Source organism: Bacillus sp. FCW2 (genome assembly GCF_021228595.1).
Taxonomy (GTDB): Bacteria; Bacillota; Bacilli; order Bacillales; family Bacillaceae; genus Bacillus; species Bacillus velezensis.
In genome coordinates, this window is sequence record NZ_CP089436.1 from 1462549 (window position 1) to 1481122 (window position 18574).

An 18574-nucleotide genomic window follows, 5' to 3' on the forward strand; every position below is an offset into this window, starting at 1 on the left:
AAGTTCAGCATCACTTTTAATGTACTTCACATTTACGTAACCGCTGTATGTAGCACCTTTAGAGTTTGTATATTTGATATATCCCCAACCATTTTGAGTTGATCCTTTTTGGTATTGGACAGTGGAGCCTTTAGGAAGAGCGAGTACAATAGAGGAGTTTGCATTGCGTTGGGTTCTCACATTAAGACTGTCAGCGATAACTGTGTTCTTAACATAAGAACCATTTGTTTTAACTACTTTTGTTGGCTTTGAAGATGAGGAAGAAGTTTTTCCGCCGAGTGCTTTTAATTCTGCAGCAATGGCCGCTTTCACTTGATCCCAACGTCCCTCAGACAGAATACGATGCGGACAGTATTTTCCGTTCCAGTCCTGATGCTTTCTGATTTTGTCAACGCCCCATCCGCGCTCTTTGAGAAGTTGCGCCACAAACTTGATAGCCAGCGCCTCTGCTGCCCGGTAACGCGCACCACCTGACTTGCTGCAACAGATTTCCACGCCAATAGACTTACGGTTCCCGGTTCCGTTTGTGCCATCGCCAGTATGCCAAGCATTCCGATCCAGCGGAATCCCCTGAATTACTTCTTTATCATCGACGGCAAAATGATAGCTTGTCGATTCGCTGTTTCCTGTCATATAACTGATTTCATTGGCGGCTGATGCGTCGTTTGCTGTGTTATGAATAGTGATATACTCCGGTGTCATTGGGTTCGGACATTTCAGAGCGTATTTTCCACTTGGAACTAATCTCTTTTTCACTGCAATTGTCATATTGAACATCTCTCCTAAAAATTAAATTTGAGCACAAAAAAAGAGAGAAGGGGCAAATCCCAATCTCTCTTTATCTCACGTATGCTCTTGTTATCTCTGTTTTTGAATGCTATAAATTGAATAAAATTTATATTTTAACTAGAACATAACCACCTCCTTTAATTTTGAGGGATTACTTAATTAAGCAGATGGCAATGCCATAGCCAAGCTTGTCTGAATATGGGGTTACAATCTCCATAGCCTTCCAAGAGTAAAACCTGTCTTCTGTTTTTGTGCCGATGCCATAATTACCTTCAATACGATCTCCCACAGAAACAGTGCTGTCCACTTTCACATAAACCTGTCCAAGTAAGCCGACTATGTTCCATTCAGGGCGTTCTTCACGGGGGACGTAATCTATTTTTTCAATCCATTCAGGGTTTACTTTAGGCAGTTTCTTAACATCACCGGTTTCTGGGTTGACTACATCTTCATATATGTATCCACCAAATTCATTCTTTAAATATCTACCTTGCCAGTGAATATCAGCTCCGCCTAAAATAGTTCCTGCAGTTTCGGAGATTACTCCGTGTACATCTTCACCTTTTCTCGCTGGGCGAATTTTAGCTCCTTCAAGAGTGACAATTGTTCCTGTCGGAATTGCTTTTCCGTCAAGGCTTTCAAAATATTCAGCGTAATCACTGAAAGTGGCTCCGCCATTCATCTTGCCGGTAGATGTTATATCTCCGTTCATGGAGTTTAGCATCCATTTGATATTCGCTCTTGATGGGGTAGAACCATATCCACCAACCACCATATAGCGATCATTTGTACCGAGTTTGACTCCTCCCGAAGATAAGATAGTTCGTGAGACATTATCGCCTTCAATGTGGGATTCGTTTGAAGACATGACTGTGCTACGCGAACCGCTAACGGAACTTGCTCCGGAAGAGGAAAATACTCCTGTTCTGACCCCAGTTGCTTTTGCTCCACCTGTGGTGCCTATAACAGCAGAAGCTTCACCTGATACTTCAGGCTGTCCAGTAGATGCTGCTATTAAGCCTGTGCTAGATTTGGGTACTCCAGAAGAGGTTGCAACCTTTGTCCCGCCTTTTATATTATTTGGTACAAAAGTGTAATCAACTCCTGAAATTCTGGCAGCCTTTTTGTATTTTTCCACTGAAATTCCCATTAGGCTTGCCTGAGAATTAGAACAATACACACCAATACTGTCAGCTTTCCCGTCACCTATCAAACTTGCATTAATAAGCTTTACATTTTCTGTGCCACTGCCAATACGCACACCAATTCTCGCCGATTCAAAACAATTTACATTTGAAATATTTACATTATCTGATTTTTGATCCCCACCGTATACATAAATGTCAGCTCCAGCTGTTTTGAAGTTAGAAATAGAAAGATTGTTTAAATTAATGTTTCTTGATTTAAATTGCGTAGCGATTGCGGGATTTCCTTTGTAATCATAAGAAGGGTCTCCAATTGCGTTAAAGTTTGAAATGTTAACATTTCTGTAAGCTGAGATTACTAGTGCTCGTGGGCTCAACTCTTTATAAAGGTCACTAAAGATTGGAGACTTCGCAGTACAGTTAACAGCATTAATGTCGAATGCACTAGTGGAAATTTTATCAGAAGCACGATGAAAGCCGATGTGTCTAAAATCAAATGCACGAATGTCATTCTCTGAGTAGCAGTTGATTAAATTAACATTTCTTGCTGCAGGCGCTCTATTGTGGGCTTTAACTTCAAAACCTCTGCAGTTTTTCTGACTGTTGCAGTTCACCAGCCATACGTTTCTAGAACCGTCATCAATTTCAAAACCATTTGAATTTGATGAGCCTTTGTCATGAGCAGACCCATTGGCATTGTATGCGTGACAGTTAGTGAAGTAGATGTATTCAGAATAGTGAGTTGTGAAGCCATCGTCACCGAAATTAGTTGCAGTACAGTTTTCAATCCAAACATATCTACTGCCCTTCGGTTGATAATAATCAGCACCATCTGAAGAAGTGTTCCAAATAGGAGAGCTTACATCAAAACCATGAAGACCTGGATTTCGAGCATTGACGTTTCTAACCCGAACAAATTTAGAGTTAACAATACCCACACAGTTTGCATTTGTTCCATTTGTAATGGTGTTGTCCTTTTTGTCTAAATTCCAATCGAGGTCTAAGTCTTCAATTAAGATATATTCATTTCCGTTTGTGTAGTCGCTATTGGTTAACACACAAGATGTTCCGGTAGCAGTTGGGTGAAGCTTGATAATAGATCCTGATCCAACACCGTAAAGTCTGACATAAGAAGGGATATGTAATCCTTGAACCATATAAATACCTGCGGGTACAAAAACTTCTCGCTTCCCGCTGGAAAAAGCAGCTTTGAAAGCTTCAGTGTCATCAGTAACACCATCACCCTTAGCCCCAAAATCCTGAACATTGACACTTCGTCTGATAAACTCATTTAAGACTTTATCAACAATTGTTGCACCAGCTGCAGGGATTTTTGAAATATCTCCAATAGTGTTTGTGATATCTGTTAAACCAGAATCGACTGTGCTTATTACGTTTTTAATATCCTTAGAAGCTTTATCAAAAGCCTCTTGAATATCGTCTGCAGTATATCTGATATTATTTGATTTTAACCCTATAGCATCAATGGGTATCCATTGCTCTGTTTCTTCGTCCATATACCCCATTGTGTTTACGGGAATTAAATTGTCGCTCAATATATACTCCTCCTTATCCTTTTCTAATCCAAACCATACTTCCGTCAGGGGGTTCTGCAGAAGGTTTTATCCTCATCTTTTTGGGAGCATTGTTCGTTCTCAACCATACTGATCTGATGTTGTAAGGCTCTACATAGCTAGAAACAATGTTGAAACCGTCATACTTATCTGAGACGCTAATATTTATCCAGTCAAAACCATCCCATCGATATTCAATTCCTGTTTCTTTTACAGTGACAGTCCAACCAATTTGAGGGGAAGGATAAGTGTTTAATAAATCCTGATAGGTGTACACAAACGGCAAGTAAATCTTTCTAGTGTTCTCAACTACATACTCATAATCTGATGTTGCTTGTCTGCACCAATTTGTTATTTCAATACATCTCTTGGTGACACGTTCACATTCAGCAATACGTTCGTTGATACGAATAATGGCATCTTCAGCATCATCAATTAAGCCTTGAAGTGTTTCAATGACCATATTTCCTTGCCGTTTAATCCAAATCCTTGAGGCAGGGAAGAAGGATGCACCTTCTCCTTGATATGTAAAAGTAAGTGATTTACCTTCATTCGAATCATTGAAAAAGACAACCCCCATAAGGTATTCAACCTTAAAGTAGTTGTCTTCTAATTCACCATCTTCAATTTCTCGCCATTCCTTACTGTCACCACTAACTATAACTCTGTACTCGGGGTTTGGTATTTCAGTAAGTACGGCTCGGCCGTTATAAACGGTTAAAGTTTCACTATAACTTAAATAAGGATCATCGTTTGAACCTTTCCTTTTTCGAGAAAGGATAGGGTTGTTATAGAGCTGAGGAAAATCCAAACTAAATTCACCGCCCTTTCTTATTGTGTAATTGATTTGAGCAATTCTTCCAAGTGCGCGACTATCTCTTCTTTCTCTCTAAGCCTTTTTCCATGTGCTCCTAACAATTCCCATGATCACTATGTATACAATCGCAATACCAACAGTTACACCCTCAATTTTTATAAAAAAACTATTCAAAATTATTAATAAAAGCGCTAGTACTGACGCAAACCAGTGTATAGATTCATATTTTTTTTCACTCATCGATGATCCCCTCACTCTTTCTGTTAAACACTTTATATACCAAAATCCATCATGACACAACTTCTAATATGGAATCAAGTGGTAAAGTTTTTTATAATTTACAAGGTATTTTTAAGTGAAAAAGGGGTGTTATCGTATGAAAACGGTCAAGTGTTTGCATAAAGTAGAATTTTATTTAGAAAGAAAGTTGAAATAAAAAAAGACGCATCCAATAAGGGTACGCCTGTTTATTTTACATGCCTATATACTTCCCAGATGTACTTTGTATTTAATTTATTCCCTCTTTGATTGCTATCTGAGCCTGTTATAAACCCAAGTTCGTTTATACTTCCGTATGTAGAGTTTCCCCCAACCAGGGATATTCCTATTTCATTTATCTGATACGTATAACCCCCTGTCTCATCAATTAATAGCATAGAATCATTAGGAGACACTGGCCACACTTTCACATGTGTTGGAGTGAAAGGCAGCAATATTTGTTTGCTAATTGTTCCATCGCCCACATACGTTCCTTTAGCTATCTGAGGAACATCAGAGGATAGCGCATATTCTGAGTGTGGTTTACCGCCAAGAAACTCAGCGTTTCCATCTATGGAACCTGTAATGATTCCCTGGTCATTACGTACAGGTATTGAATTAGGCGTGGATAGCGTTGAAGTCGTGTAACCATTTAATGAATCAGCCGAGCCCGCAGAAGACACAATCCACTCTTCACCATTAAAAAGCTCTTGTTTATTAGTCTTTGAATCAATCCAAATCGTTCCTGCATCTGGCGAAATAGGCTTTGTTTCGGTGGATATTGTATAAAGCCCGTTAACTTTTCCGCTTAGACTTCCTTTCACTTCAACAGAATTAGAAGGGAGGTAGGGGTTTTCTGAAGGGGATTTAGGCTGTACAATATCAGATAGTATTCGACCACTGCTATCAATGGATGTCTCTACTGTGCGATAGGCTTGTACTCCAAATGTATAGTGTTTATTTGAAACTTGACCGGTTAATGTTGCAATTCGTTTATCATAACTAACTGATAAATATTGTTCAGATGACATCTTTGAACCAAAAAGATAGGTATCATCTGATGTGTCGGAGTAGCAATGGATAAGGAAACCATCGATATTGTATTTATCCTCATCGGAGTCTGGAAAATCCCATTCAATTGATACATCTACAGATCCATTATCATTTACAACGTGAGTTATAGCAGTCCCGTCATTTCGGATAGTTGGGTTTGCTACGGGTGCAGATATACGATCATTTCGTGCATTGTAATTGGTCAGTAGGGTATCATAATCAATCTTTTTCTTATTGAATTCAGTTGATGCTTTCTTAGCAGTATACAATGAGCGTGCAAAGTCTTGTTCTATCGTAGTAGCTCTTTTTCCATTCGAGAGTGTTACTTGTATACTTTGCTGCTCAAAATCAAAATTCATTCCTGTAAGTGTTGCTTTGACATCAGTTCTAAAATCGTCATTAACTAATCTGATTATATCTCCCAGGTAAATTCTACCCCAAAAATCCTTTTCTTTGTTGACAGTAAATAAGTTGACAATGTTTGTTCTGATGTCTACCGGAGGTGTATTTTTCTCCCCAAGTTCCTCAAGGCCTTTTTCATACAGCTCTGTTTCATCAAAAATGTTGTCATTAGACCAATCATCTTGACGGATAAAATAAGACAACTTTTTCATTAGCTTTTCACCGAGAAACTTATCCATAGATAACCGATCTTTTAACACTGCTATTTCTTCAGTTATCTTGGAAATCTGATTGGCAGTGGTGGATATTTCAGCTTTCTTTGATGTAACTTCAAGTTGTTTGGCATCTCTTTGCTTGATAAGGTCTTTCGTGTCATCTCCAGCTTTTTTTGCTACTGTGATCTTATCTAAGATTTGTTGTAATTCAATTTTTTCTAGGGTGAAGAGGGTATTCTCCTGTGTTGTTTTTATTGCTTCCAGATCTTTTTTCTGATTTAAAAGGAGGTAAAAAGAAGAGCCTTCATTATTTACAAGTTCATTGTAATCTAAAATTGCATGGCACAAATCATCATCCATGTAATCACTATGCTTAATTACATTTCTCTTTTCATCACGTTCAAAAGGGTAGAGGAAATAAGAGAAATCATCCAAGTAACTCTGCCCAGTAGGATTGACTGAATTAATAACAATTCCATCTTTACCGGTAATGTCTAACCGTGTTACAACTTCATCAATATCAATGGTATCTTCCATATCAATCATGAACCTTTTAGGAGAGAATTGGACACCTTTATACTTGGACACAGTTTCTTTTTTATAAAATGATACTGTGTTGTTAACAGTATCAAATATAGGCACAGCCTCAAAAGTTTCTCCAATGTTCTTTAAAAACTCATATCGGGTAGAGGTAACATCAAATGAGCGGCGTTTTTCATTAAAAGAGGGGTCAATAAAGTCTACAGTAAAGCAAGTTCCTTTAAGACAATCTGTGGCAACTTCCAACAGATTTTTAGAGATGCCTTCATATGATTTGATTTTGCTTTTATGAAGAATGTAGGGAAGTCCTTGAGCTCTAACTTGTATTGTTTGTTCCTCATTTTCTGACTTTGTCAACCCGGTAATTACAAACCATTCAACTCTGTTTAAGAACTCTGCCTTAATGAGATACCAGCCTTTTATGAGTTCTGCCACATGGTTTGGCTTCATCTTGAAATTATATCTTGCTTTAAGTGGGATATTAAAAGTTAGATCGTGGAGTTCATCAAAATTCAAATTTAGAGAGGCGTTAGAGAAATCTACTATATTAGCGATTTTCTTTTTATTTGGTTTTGCTAAAGAAAGCTTGAGATGGCCTGGTTTAAAATCGTAAATCAATAAAACATCCCCTTACAAATACTTATATCTGTATATAAACCGGATACAACATTCGCCCGTTATTTTAACTCTGTTTATCCCCCTTGTTAAAAAAACATACTGTTCATTGACTTGATCATAACACTCATACCCAGTAACACTGGAGGTGATCAGCTCTTTATTGGCATCTACATTAATAACTTCTTGATGTTTAATTGATGTGAATTTTAGAGGTTCTTTATAAGCTGTCAAGTTTTCGACTGTGATGTCTCCATCACCGATTTTTTTGAATTCAAGAGAAAGTGGGATATCTAAATCCCCTATATTTTTAATTTCTATATTATTAGAACCTGATGATATGTCATACCAATGGGTAGTTGTTTCTCGTCCATACCTATAAGGAAATACTTTCATTGTCAGCTTCACATATCCGTCATTAGAGCAGTTGTGTACCAAATCTGTTGCATTCACTGGCAAAGCAAAATAAATGATATCTAAATTACTACTGAATGAAAGAGGCTTATAATCATCTACATTTAGCCAACGTGCAACTCTTCGAATATTTTCTTCATCTAAATGATTTTCTATGTAAAAGTTTAAAGGGATTTCATATGGTTCACGTTTAACACTGTCTACATATGGCTCAGAAGCTGATCGTGTATATGTTTCATTTACTGTTCTATTCGCTATGAATGTCTCTTCCATTAGTCCGCCATCTGTGTTTACATTCACTGCCCCAATTTCATAAGAGGGGATATCATTGAACATAAAATATTGACTTTCTCTAATCATAAAATTTCCCCCTTAACAATCAAAAAGCAAGCTGAAGAGCCTGCATTATACAGACTCTTACATGCTTCCATTTAATTTTATAACTTCTTTCTTGATGGTTTCGAGCATTGTTCTTGCTCCAGTTTCCCCACCTGTAAGTTTATCAACATTGAAAATAATTGGTGTGTTAATTGTTTTATCACCATTAGAATTAACGGTTGTGGTAGGAGGGAGGCTAGTGGTTTTAACATTTGGTATCAAACTATTAGAAAGACTCGATTGATTAATATTCGGAATTATTGATGGAATAGAGGTAATCCCTTTGTTAATCAAAGCTGCTAATTTCCCACCTTGCCCCCATTTAGGTGTTTCATTATTCAAATCGTTATTAGACAGATTGCGAACTTGCTTTACAGTTTCAAGCATATTTTCAGTATCTGTTTTATTTAGGATAAGCTCTTTATCATGAAGGAAGGCGAGCTTACCAGCGCCTAGTCCTGTTCCTGTATATCCGCCCGATGCAAAAGAAGATACCTTTTTCCCAGTTTTATTACCCTTGGTCACAGTATTAAGGGCATTAGAAGCTTCTTTAAGCTTATCGATAAGGTTATTAGAGATGCTTTTCCCAATGGACTCCATATTGCTGTTAATGAACTTAGAGAATTCATTCAGTTGTTTAGCAATATCAGTAATCTTCCCATCCATTAGCTTTTTCTCAAGTTCCTTAAATCCACGCTCATCATTGACGAGATCATCATATTTCTTGTTAATTGAATCTTCGTCTTTTTGAAGCTGATCTTGCAACGCTTCTTTTCGTTTGCTACTTTCACGATCTTTAAGAAACTCATCTAAATCTAACTGTTCCTTTTGTAGCTGCTCAGTCAATTCCTTAACCTTTGACTTGCCAAATTCTGAGTCATCAAGAGAATACTGATTAATTTGATCAGTGAGTTTTTGGATACTGTCTTGCTTCTCTTTTAACTGTTTTTGAAATTTAGCTTCATCATCAGTTTTATCAATCTCATCAATCAAGTCTTGTGTAGCTTTTTGGTGCGCTTTTAATTCGATATCACGCATCTTTTCGTACATCTCTTTGTAGATAGAGACAACTTCATCAGCAAGAGATTTATACACATCTTTGATTGATTTCTTTGTGTTGTAAAGCTCCAGATTGTAGTCCTTCTGCTTATCTTTCCAGTTCTCGATCTCTTCAGTAATTTGTTTCTGAATATCCGGAAACCCTTTGGCAGCTTTCTTTTGTGCTTCCAACTGTTTGATGTACTTCTTCGCTTCAGTCTGTTGCTGCTGAATAAGCTTAATCTGTTGGCTATAATATTTAACCTTGTCTTTATCTTCCTCGGTCATGGATATTTTGTTGCTAACATCTTTAAGCTTGGATTCAGTTTTCTTGGTTGATTTCTCTATACCGTTAAGCGTTTCGTCAACTTTAGATTGGATGAGCTGTCCTTGAAGTTCTCTTACTTCTTCTTGAAAATTGATGAGATCAATCTTAGCTTGTTTTAATTCCTCAGCAAGCTGTGCTCTTTGAGCGGCATTCAGAGTTTTGTTTGTTTTGATTTCTTTTTCAATAAAAGAAACCTTCTGACCCTGAATCTTTTGCTGTTCAGTTAAAGCTTTTTTCTGATCGTTTGTATACTTACGGAACTCTTTACTATCGCTCAGATAATGACTAGCGAGGGCTTTGTCTTTAGCGATTCTTACATCAAAATCACCAATACGTTTGTCATACTCATCGAGCTTCGATTGAACGATCTCATATCTGAGCTCTTGTATCTGATCGTTTACTGAGTCAATGTCACCTTGAAGGGAGAGGAGGTCGGATTTAGCTTGCGCTATTGCTTGTTGTCGTTCTGCTTCAGCTTGAGATGCATCTGAAATAGATGTACCGACACCTTTTAAATACTTCTCAGGGTCAATTGTCTTTCCGTTTTCCTCAATTTGAAGATGAAGGTGATTTCCAGTTGAATTACCCGTACTGCCAACTTTACCGATGGTCTGGCCAGCTTTAACAGTTTGACCGGCTTTAACAGAAGGGGTATCAAGCATATGCATATACTTAGCAACTTTTCCATCATCCTGTTGAATGACAACCCAGTTACCGGCAGTTTTACTATAGCCAGCAATTTGAACTTTTCCACTTTGCAAAGACTTAATTGCTGTACCGGCTTTTGCGGCAAAGTCTGTCCCTTTATGTGGAGTTGATCGGTAAGCGCCATCTTTCGCATTATATTTAGAACTTATTCTAAACGCACTATTCTTCGTGTAGTAGCTTGCAATGGAGGAATTAGCAGAAGTCATTGACTTGGTGTAGTTTGACATGATCTTCTGAACATAATTCTGCGTTTCCTTGAAAGGAGGGATGCCACCATATTTGATTACATTCCCAGGCCCCGCATTATAAGCGGCAAGTGCTTTCTCAACATTGCCACCAAATTTGCTTAGTTGTTGGGCTAAATATTTTGTGCCACCCATAATGCTCTGATAAGGATCATAAACATTGTTTACACCTAAGCTTTTAGCAGTGGAAGGCATCAACTGCATTAATCCGGATGCGCCTGCTCCAGAACGAGCTCTTGCATTGAATCCTGATTCTTGTTGGATTACAGCTGCAATTAGAGCTGGATCAACACCGTATTTGCTTGCGGCAGAATTAATGTAGCTGGAGTATTTACCGGAGTAAGATCCGCCACCAGAAGAATAAGAACCACCAGAAGATGAACCAGAGGAAAGGGAAGAGGTTACGATACCGTATTGTGCAATGTTCCCTGACTTAATTTGATCCTTGAGGAGTTTGGCTTGCTCCTGCATAAGTTTTTTCTTTTGTTGAAGAGCTTTAATTTCTTTCTGCAGGGCATTTCGATAACTTTGAGAATACTTTGGATAGTCGTTTACCTGCTTATTGTACTTTTCAACTTCAGCGGTGACTTTCTCCAGAGCTTCCTTGTATTTATCAGCCACGTACATAGATGTTTTCATTTCCTCAGAGGCTTTATCACTTGAAGAAGAAAGGTCGTCAAGAGATGTTCCTGTTTCGGATAGGGAAGTTGAAGCCAAATCGGCTAGTTTATCAAGCTCTTTAAGCTGATCAGTGATATCAGTGACCTGGTTTAAATCATCCTGTGTTTTGGGTAGGAACTGCAGCGCACCACTGTTCCCTTTTTTTAGTTCGTCGTATATCTTTTTCTTGTTGTCTTCAAGCTCAGATTTCATTTTATAAGCGTCTTGAACAGTCTTGATAGCCTTGACTTCAGACTTATACATATTAATCTTTTTATTTAATGCATTAGCCTGATTAATTAGATCTTGTCTAACAGATTGTTGCATATCATTGTAAGCTTTGAGTTTTGTGTCCCGAAGCTTAACAACTGCATTTCTGTTGATTTTTACAACACCATTTTCAACTGAAATTGCATCAGCAAGATCATGTTCTTTCTGAATAAGCTTCATGGCTTCTGTTGCAGATATGCTTTTACCTTCAGACATTTTTTCAAGGAGGTTGTTTAAAGGGGAGATGCTGTCAGACATAGTGTCATAAGCTTCATTTTGAATAGCAGATATAGCAGCATCATTTTGCTTCGATTCAACTAATTCATCGATGATTCCTTTAATTGCTTCAAAATCACCTTTAGCTTCTTTGAGCTTGTCAGATAAATTCCCGACTTGCTCACCTAATGCATCTACACCTTCACCATTTTCATCCCATGTTACTTTTGCAGTTTGTGCAGAATCGTTTGTAGAGTCAATGGCAGTTTTAAGGTCATCATAAGATAAAGCCAAACCATTAGCTTTATCTTTGCCACTCATATATTGATTAACAAGCTGTTCTAAGCTTTTAGAGGCGGAATCAAAATTATTTTTATTTCCCGATTGCAGAGCTTTTTGGATATTTTCCATGTATTTTGAAACATTTATTGAAAATGACTCAAGTTCATCTGCATTCATTTTGCTGAAATCGATTTTATCGAAAGCGTTAGATATTTCCCTTGAAAGATTCGGATTTATCTTTATTGAGTTAAAGGCATCAATTGTCTGTTGCACTTGCTCTCTAATTTTAGCCTGTGAGCTGGATAGCTCTTGTTCAGTACGTAGTGCATCTTGTTCAGCTTTAATACCTTGATTTTTTTTGTCATTTTCAGAAGAGAAAATATCCCAACTCTTGCCGTTTTTATAATAATCGGCAACCTGCTTATACTGTTTAATCTTATCATTGAGTTTATCAATGTCTTTTAAGCTTTCCTTAAAGTTACTATTGGCACCTGTTTGAATGTCTTTTTTGTTTAAATTACTAAGGTCTTCAGTGTACTTTATAGCATCCTTTAGTGCTTGGTTTTTCTTTATGATTGCTTGCCCTTGAGAATCATACCCGGCGATCAAATTCGGGAACGTTTGCGCCAACTGCTGCGTTACTTGTAAGTATTCTTGCTCCTGATTGGCTGATAAAGCCCCGCCATCTTTAGCCTTTTGCAGTTCTTTGTATTGGCTAATCAGTTTATCAGTTTCATCTTTATTGGTTGTAATTGCTTCAATGCTTGTAGTTTTCGCTTGTTCAAAATCTTCTCTAGCTTGTTTCAACTCAGAGTAAGAAGAAATTAACTTCTCAATAACGACGCCAAGTCCAACCATGGCTGCCATAGGAAGAAAACTACCGGCTAAAAACGCGCTTGTAGAGACTGCTACTTTCTTTAGGTTGCTCATCGCAACGCTTGAAGCATTAACCACTCGAGTCCAAACTGCAGTTTTAGCTGAAGCGGTGGTTGCGCCAATCCCAACAGCATTAAAGTTTAAGACAAGATTTTTAAGGGTTGATATTGCAGACATTCCAGTTGAGATGGTAGCTGTACGAAGAGAGGTGTTGAAAAGCAGGATTGCAGTTGTCGCAGAACCAAAAACTTGAGGTAGGAGTCCGACTGTTTTAGTAATTTGAGCACTAGTTTGCATTAATCCTTTAAGTGCATCTGCAAAAACAACAATGCTATTAGAGATGAAGGCTTCACTTGAGGCAATCGACATTTCTGTAAATGCATTTGACAGCCTGTTTAATCTTGCCTGTAAACTGTCAGCGTACTTCTGCTGTTCACTCCAAGCGCTTCCTGCGGAATTAGATGCAGTGGTCGCTGCATTTTGTGATATGGAGAAATTATTCATCAAGGCATTAAATCTTGAAAGCTGATAAATGCCCGCTACACCTATTGAGGTATTTTGTTTTTGAGCATCACTGAGGGTATTCCATTTGTCTGCTAACTCATTAATTAAATCAGTAGCAGATTTTGCCTCGCCACTGGCAGTTTTCACAGAAATACCAATCTGTTCTAAGGCTTTAATTGAGCTATTATTATTCCCAATACGTGCGAAAATGGTTTTAAGTGAGTTACCAACAATGTTTCCTGATTCACGGGTGGTACTTGCAATTGCTGTAGTATAACCAATCAGATCGTTTAATTCAACGCCAAAAGTCGAAGCGGTACTTCCTGCTTTTCGGATTGAATTCGCTAGGTCAAGAGTAGTTACAGCATAGTTGTTATCGACTTCATTAAGCTTATCTGCGATTGAAATAGAATCATTCGCAGCAATATTGAAGTTTAACATTGCGGCAGTTAAAGTGTTAACTGTATCATCAGGAGTTAAATCAGAGACGTTTTGTAGAACCTGAGCGGTTTTAGTAAGCGTAGACAGTTCACTTTCATCGAAACCCATACGCCCAAAATCGCCAGTCATTTGCAGGATGTCAGTGATCTTATTTGAAAGCGTGTCACCTAAGTTGATTGACTCTTGAAGAAGCTCATTATACTTATAATCAGGCTCATTCATTACACGTCTGATATTCGTCATTAGAGTATCAATTTCAACAGCCTGGGAAACCATTTCCTTGAGCCCAGATATAGCACCATAGAACAAAGAACCGGAGATCAAATATGTCGACATACTTTTGAAAGCTTGAGTTAACTCTGTGCCAAAAGAGGAGGCTTGACTAGACGCTGTTTGAGCATTTGAAGCCAATTCCCTAAATTGCATGTTCAAGCTTTGCATTTGAGATCTGATATTATTACCGCCGGCACTTACATTAAGACTATTTACTGCATTTAAATAATCTTGAGCAGCTTGTCTATTGCCGGTACCCATAGTATCGCCGTAACGTGTATTAAGGTTTTGTACGTTTACCTGCGCTTGACGTTGATACAACTCAATAGTTTTTCTGAGTTCATTATTTTTCGCCACAGCAGCAGACTTATCATCGAGCATCTTAATTCTGTTTTGTAATGCTTCAATTTGCTGTGCTGTCTGAGCAGTATTTAATTTCCGCCCAAGGGAGGAGAGGGTGGTATCAGTTACAATTCCTTGTTGCCTAAGTTTTTCTAAATCCAGTTTTAATTGTTCAATTGCTTTTCGTTGCTGATCATAGTTTGTTGTAACTTTCGACGACGTAGCGTTTGTTTTTGGGTCAGTAGTATAGGTAATATCGTCAAAGCCATTGCGGTTCTTTTGAGTAACCCTCGTCGTTTGTCCTTGAGCATTCTTTTGTTCTGTTTTCTTCTGTACCTGACCAAGTTTTTCAGTCGCTTGAGTAAGTCTGTTAACTTCTTGCGTTTGTTCACGTAGTGATTGATTACGATTGTCGATGAATTTCTTTTCACGCTGAATGATTTCGCCATTTTTCTTATACTGCTGTGTAAGCTTTTCAACAGTGCCATCAGCACTTCTGGTAATAGTTGTAGTTTCTTTAACTGTTTGATTGAAGGATTTGAGATGTTTTTGATAAGTGTCGACTGCAGAGGAGAAATCATTGAGAGTCTTTAAAGCAGAGGCATCAATATTGGTCTTTAAATTAAGGGAATTTAGCTTTTTCTCTAAAGATTTAATTTGCTGATTTAACTGTTCGACAGTTTTTGAAGAAGTATCAGCTTTGGGTGTGAGTATGATCTTTAAATCTTGACTCAAATATAGGTCACATCCTTTCGAATAGGGGAGAGTGATTTTTAGGGCATATAAAAAAGCCACTCATTATTGAGCGACTTTGTTTGCTTTCCGTATTGCAATCTCCATAATCCCTTGCCATATTTCAGCATTTGATAAAGCATCTTTAACTTTTGGATCATCCTGTTTAAACCCTTTAACATTCTCTAGGCCAAATTCATCTTTACTCGGCAGGAAATCAAATCTGTAAATAGGGGAGGAGAAATCATCGAGTTTTAATTTTAAATCAATTTTTTTGAAGTGTTTTGTTTCTGTCTTATTGGAAGATAGCCCACCAACTAATGCCCCAATGCTTCCTGCTGCTAATCCACCAACAACAGCGCCGGTTATTTGACTTCCTTTGGATACTTTTGTAACTGTACAATCATCAATTGAAACCTCGGCTTCAATGATTTTTTCAAAGGGAATAATTTTTTCTTCCAGTGTTCCATATTGATTGAATTTGTGGATCATAAACTTATCATCCGGTTCAACTAATGTAAGCTTTGCATTTTTATCGGGATTAATAATCGACTTGTAATTAGAAGGGAAGTTCCCGATGATCTCAATCTCGGTTGCCCTTTTTTTATCCATTTCTTTTTGCTTATCTGAAGCGCAAACCCCGATAATAATGAAAGCGCCAATCACTAAAATTAGAATGATAGCCCAGATCATCCAACCACCACCAGTATTATTTTCCTACATTATATCATGGTTTCCAGAAGCTTAGAACTGTATCATCAGAAAGAGGGAAACAGCGTCAATCTTTTTGTTCGTCTCTAACTTTATCTTCTTTGATACGTATTACCAAGTCTTTAAAATAAGTAGCCGCAATATGTTTCCTTCTATCTAGCAATCCTGCTATAGCTATACACGAGACATAAAGCGCAAATAACACAGTGTAAGACATTCCTTCACCAAATACAAATTTCATTACAAGTGTTATTGCAGAAAGAACCGCAGTAATCAATGAAACTGTTTTTGTTATATCGTGAACAATTTCAATTCTTGACATGCGTGCAATAATTGCTGATAAGTCAGAGTGGCTGAGAGATTTCAATACTTGGATTTTATTGTTATGTGACACGTAATCTTGACCTTCATATGGGAATTCTTTTTTTATAAATTTTATAAGCTCATTAACACGAAGTTCAACAAATTGCCGTTTGATATAGTTCTTATTGAACATAAAAATCACCTCTCCATACTATCGTCAAAAGGTGTTAATATGTTAAGGTGATCTGATTTCTCTTATTATTCTTTTTTAAAAGCTTATATTGTCAGTCGATCCCACAATATCAATCATTAACTCTGCACGTTCCTCTATTTCTTTTATATTTTTGTAAGATATAAGCCATTCATTAACAGCTTGTATAATATGCTTGCAAAAAACATCTATTTGTAATTGAAGTGTATCATTAACTTTGTTCATATGCGCATAAATTATATTATTTGGCTTTAAGAAAATATAACCGTCTAATACATTTTTTATCCTTTGTTTTGATATTTCCACTTCGCCGGCATGTAGGAAAGAGCATCTTAAAGCATACATATCTCTTCCATTTAAAAATTCTTGAGGTTCTTTAGGATCCCCAATTAAACGAGTGTATTTTTGTTTTATAAAATCATTAAAAAACCCTATATATTTATCTGAGGATGACCTTTTAGGGTCTTGGAGGTTTCCACAGATGTCAGGTAGTGCTAAAGCTAAAGCCAAGGCAGAGTACCAATTTTCATCTTCAATTGATTTTTCAACAGCATTTGTAAAGTTCTTTATTTTATTTTCTAAAACTGAGGGCAATTTTAATCACTCCTGTAACTAATGTGATTCCATAATAACACATTAGTTACTATAATAGCCTATTTAGCATTCATATCAAGCTTGATTGCATTACCTTCGGAATATTCAAAAATAGACCCGTTTTTTCATCATAAAAAAGTAAACCTGCTAAATGGTCTTAGGAAATGACTTTTTACCTTTCTTCTAATTCAAAAAATTCTCAATAAATTCAATGACTTCATCTGTTCTTCTCATTGAGGAGGTCTCCCATTTAATTTATCATTAATGTTAATATAGCTGTTTTTACACGTAAGCAAAATCCCTCGGTTGAAGGATCTTGATTCTGCATAAAAGAGGGATTTCATAAAGAGTGATGCTAAAGCAAATCAATTGATATGTCACCCAACAAGCTTTTCTTAATCTTCCCGTATTCAAGTTTACCGGTGCTTGCGTTGTAAACAAGAACTTTACCGTCACTGATCTTGGATTCATCAATCTGTTTAGATCCGAATTGGTTCTTATCAGCTTTAGTATCAAGCTGCCTAGTTAATTCAGCAACAATTTCGGCCAATTCATCGATTTGCTACTTCATTTTCTCGACTGAATTTTGATGAGGATTGAAGAGTCCCATTCTAAAGATATTAATCTTTCTTTTTGTTTTCCTGCATTTTCTGTTTCATTTTAATGATCTTCTGGCGGACTTCAGCTTTTGTTTGAGGTTTAATGTAGCTCGAACGGGTGGTTTCAACGGATTTGTGATTTCCCATTTCAGCAGCAAGAGAGAGGTCGCCAGTTTTAACGTAGATATCATTGAGGGCAGTTTTTCGGATACAGTGAGCATGAAAATCATCGAGCCCAAGAATTTCTCCGATCTTGGTAACCCGGTCTTGAATAGTGCCTTTTGACATTTGACGATATTCACCACCGTATTTAGTAATGAATAGGGAATCGACTTCGAGGTTATCCATTTCTTTTCTCATTTCTAACCATTCAAGTATAAGCTCTTTACTGTAATCATTAAATGCCACTTCAACCTTGTACCCGCGTTTTTCTCGTATGTCGTTAAAAACCATGTTATCTAGATCAAGAGCCTGGATAGTAAGCTTGGAAATAGCCCCGATTCGGTTAGCTGAATCCAGCATTATAGACCATATTAGCTTGTCTTGGATATCAAATTTCGGGTCAGTTTTTAGGGTTTCAGTTATGAGGTTCATCTGTTCATCATCGAGGTAATAAGAGTTGATGATTTTTTCTTCATTTGCACCTTTCATACGGTCAAGTTTTTTATCAAAGGGGTGTTTATCGATATATCCACGTTTAAGACTCCAAAGATAAAAACTCGAAACTGTCGAAAGCTTAGTATTGATTACTTTTTTGTTGTTGAAAAGGATGTCCTGACAGAAGCTAATGTATCCCTCCATAATATCCACTGCATCTTCCATGAATTCTTCAGAATACAGATCGATATTAGACCATTTTTCAGCAAGATAAACCAAAAACTGATCCATATAATTGCTGTAAACCTTATAGGTAGTGTCTTTTACATCTCTGTTTTTGATTATGTTGCTATTGAGATACTTATCGTATTTCTTTCTGTTTTCTTTTGAGATAAGTGCTTTTCTTTCTTTGGTGAAATAGCGCACTTTTTTGATCTTGGCCAT

The 18574-nt window shown here is 37.2% G+C and carries 10 protein-coding genes and 1 pseudogene; all 11 read right to left on the reverse strand.

What is annotated here, in order from left to right; all coding sequences use genetic code 11:
- Window positions 1–284: 284 nt before the first annotated feature.
- Window positions 285–768, reverse strand: a pseudogene (locus K3G25_RS07435) (N-acetylmuramoyl-L-alanine amidase family protein); the annotation flags it as partial.
- 172 nt (window positions 769–940) lie between these two features.
- Window positions 941–3490 (reverse strand): peptidase G2 autoproteolytic cleavage domain-containing protein, encoded by a 2550-nt coding sequence (locus K3G25_RS07440; protein WP_224988064.1) that lies wholly within the window; start codon window positions 3488–3490, stop codon window positions 941–943.
- A gap of 13 nt (window positions 3491–3503) precedes the next feature.
- The gene (locus tag K3G25_RS07445; protein WP_127010479.1) at window positions 3504–4319 is read right to left on the reverse strand and encodes a hypothetical protein; all 816 of its coding nucleotides are present in this window, start codon (window positions 4317–4319) and stop codon (window positions 3504–3506) included.
- Window positions 4320–4397: 78 nt separating this feature from the next.
- Window positions 4398–4565 (reverse strand): hypothetical protein, encoded by a 168-nt coding sequence (locus K3G25_RS07450; protein WP_185855140.1) that lies wholly within the window; start codon window positions 4563–4565, stop codon window positions 4398–4400.
- Between the two features lie 227 nt (window positions 4566–4792).
- Complete coding sequence (locus K3G25_RS07455) at window positions 4793–7411, reverse strand: DUF7359 domain-containing protein (RefSeq protein WP_127010481.1); 2619 nt, start codon at window positions 7409–7411, stop codon at window positions 4793–4795.
- A 12-nt stretch (window positions 7412–7423) separates the two neighbouring features.
- On the reverse strand, window positions 7424–8182 hold the full coding sequence (locus K3G25_RS07460; RefSeq protein ID WP_127010483.1) for a phage tail domain-containing protein: 759 nt from the start codon (window positions 8180–8182) through the stop codon (window positions 7424–7426).
- 57 nt (window positions 8183–8239) lie between these two features.
- Window positions 8240–15118 carry a phage tail tape measure protein gene (locus K3G25_RS07465; RefSeq protein ID WP_232489642.1) on the reverse strand — a complete coding sequence of 2293 codons (6879 nt, stop codon included), beginning with the start codon at window positions 15116–15118 and terminating at the stop codon, window positions 8240–8242.
- 63 nt (window positions 15119–15181) lie between these two features.
- On the reverse strand, window positions 15182–15808 hold the full coding sequence (locus K3G25_RS07470) for a hypothetical protein (protein ID WP_045207988.1): 627 nt from the start codon (window positions 15806–15808) through the stop codon (window positions 15182–15184).
- 85 nt (window positions 15809–15893) lie between these two features.
- Window positions 15894–16322 carry a hypothetical protein gene (locus K3G25_RS07475; RefSeq protein WP_045207987.1) on the reverse strand — a complete coding sequence of 143 codons (429 nt, stop codon included), beginning with the start codon at window positions 16320–16322 and terminating at the stop codon, window positions 15894–15896.
- 75 nt (window positions 16323–16397) lie between these two features.
- Window positions 16398–16934 (reverse strand): hypothetical protein, encoded by a 537-nt coding sequence (locus tag K3G25_RS07480; RefSeq protein ID WP_052510545.1) that lies wholly within the window; start codon window positions 16932–16934, stop codon window positions 16398–16400.
- A 620-nt stretch (window positions 16935–17554) separates the two neighbouring features.
- Window positions 17555–18574 (reverse strand): site-specific integrase, encoded by a 1020-nt coding sequence (xerC, locus tag K3G25_RS07485; RefSeq protein WP_062623496.1) that lies wholly within the window; start codon window positions 18572–18574, stop codon window positions 17555–17557.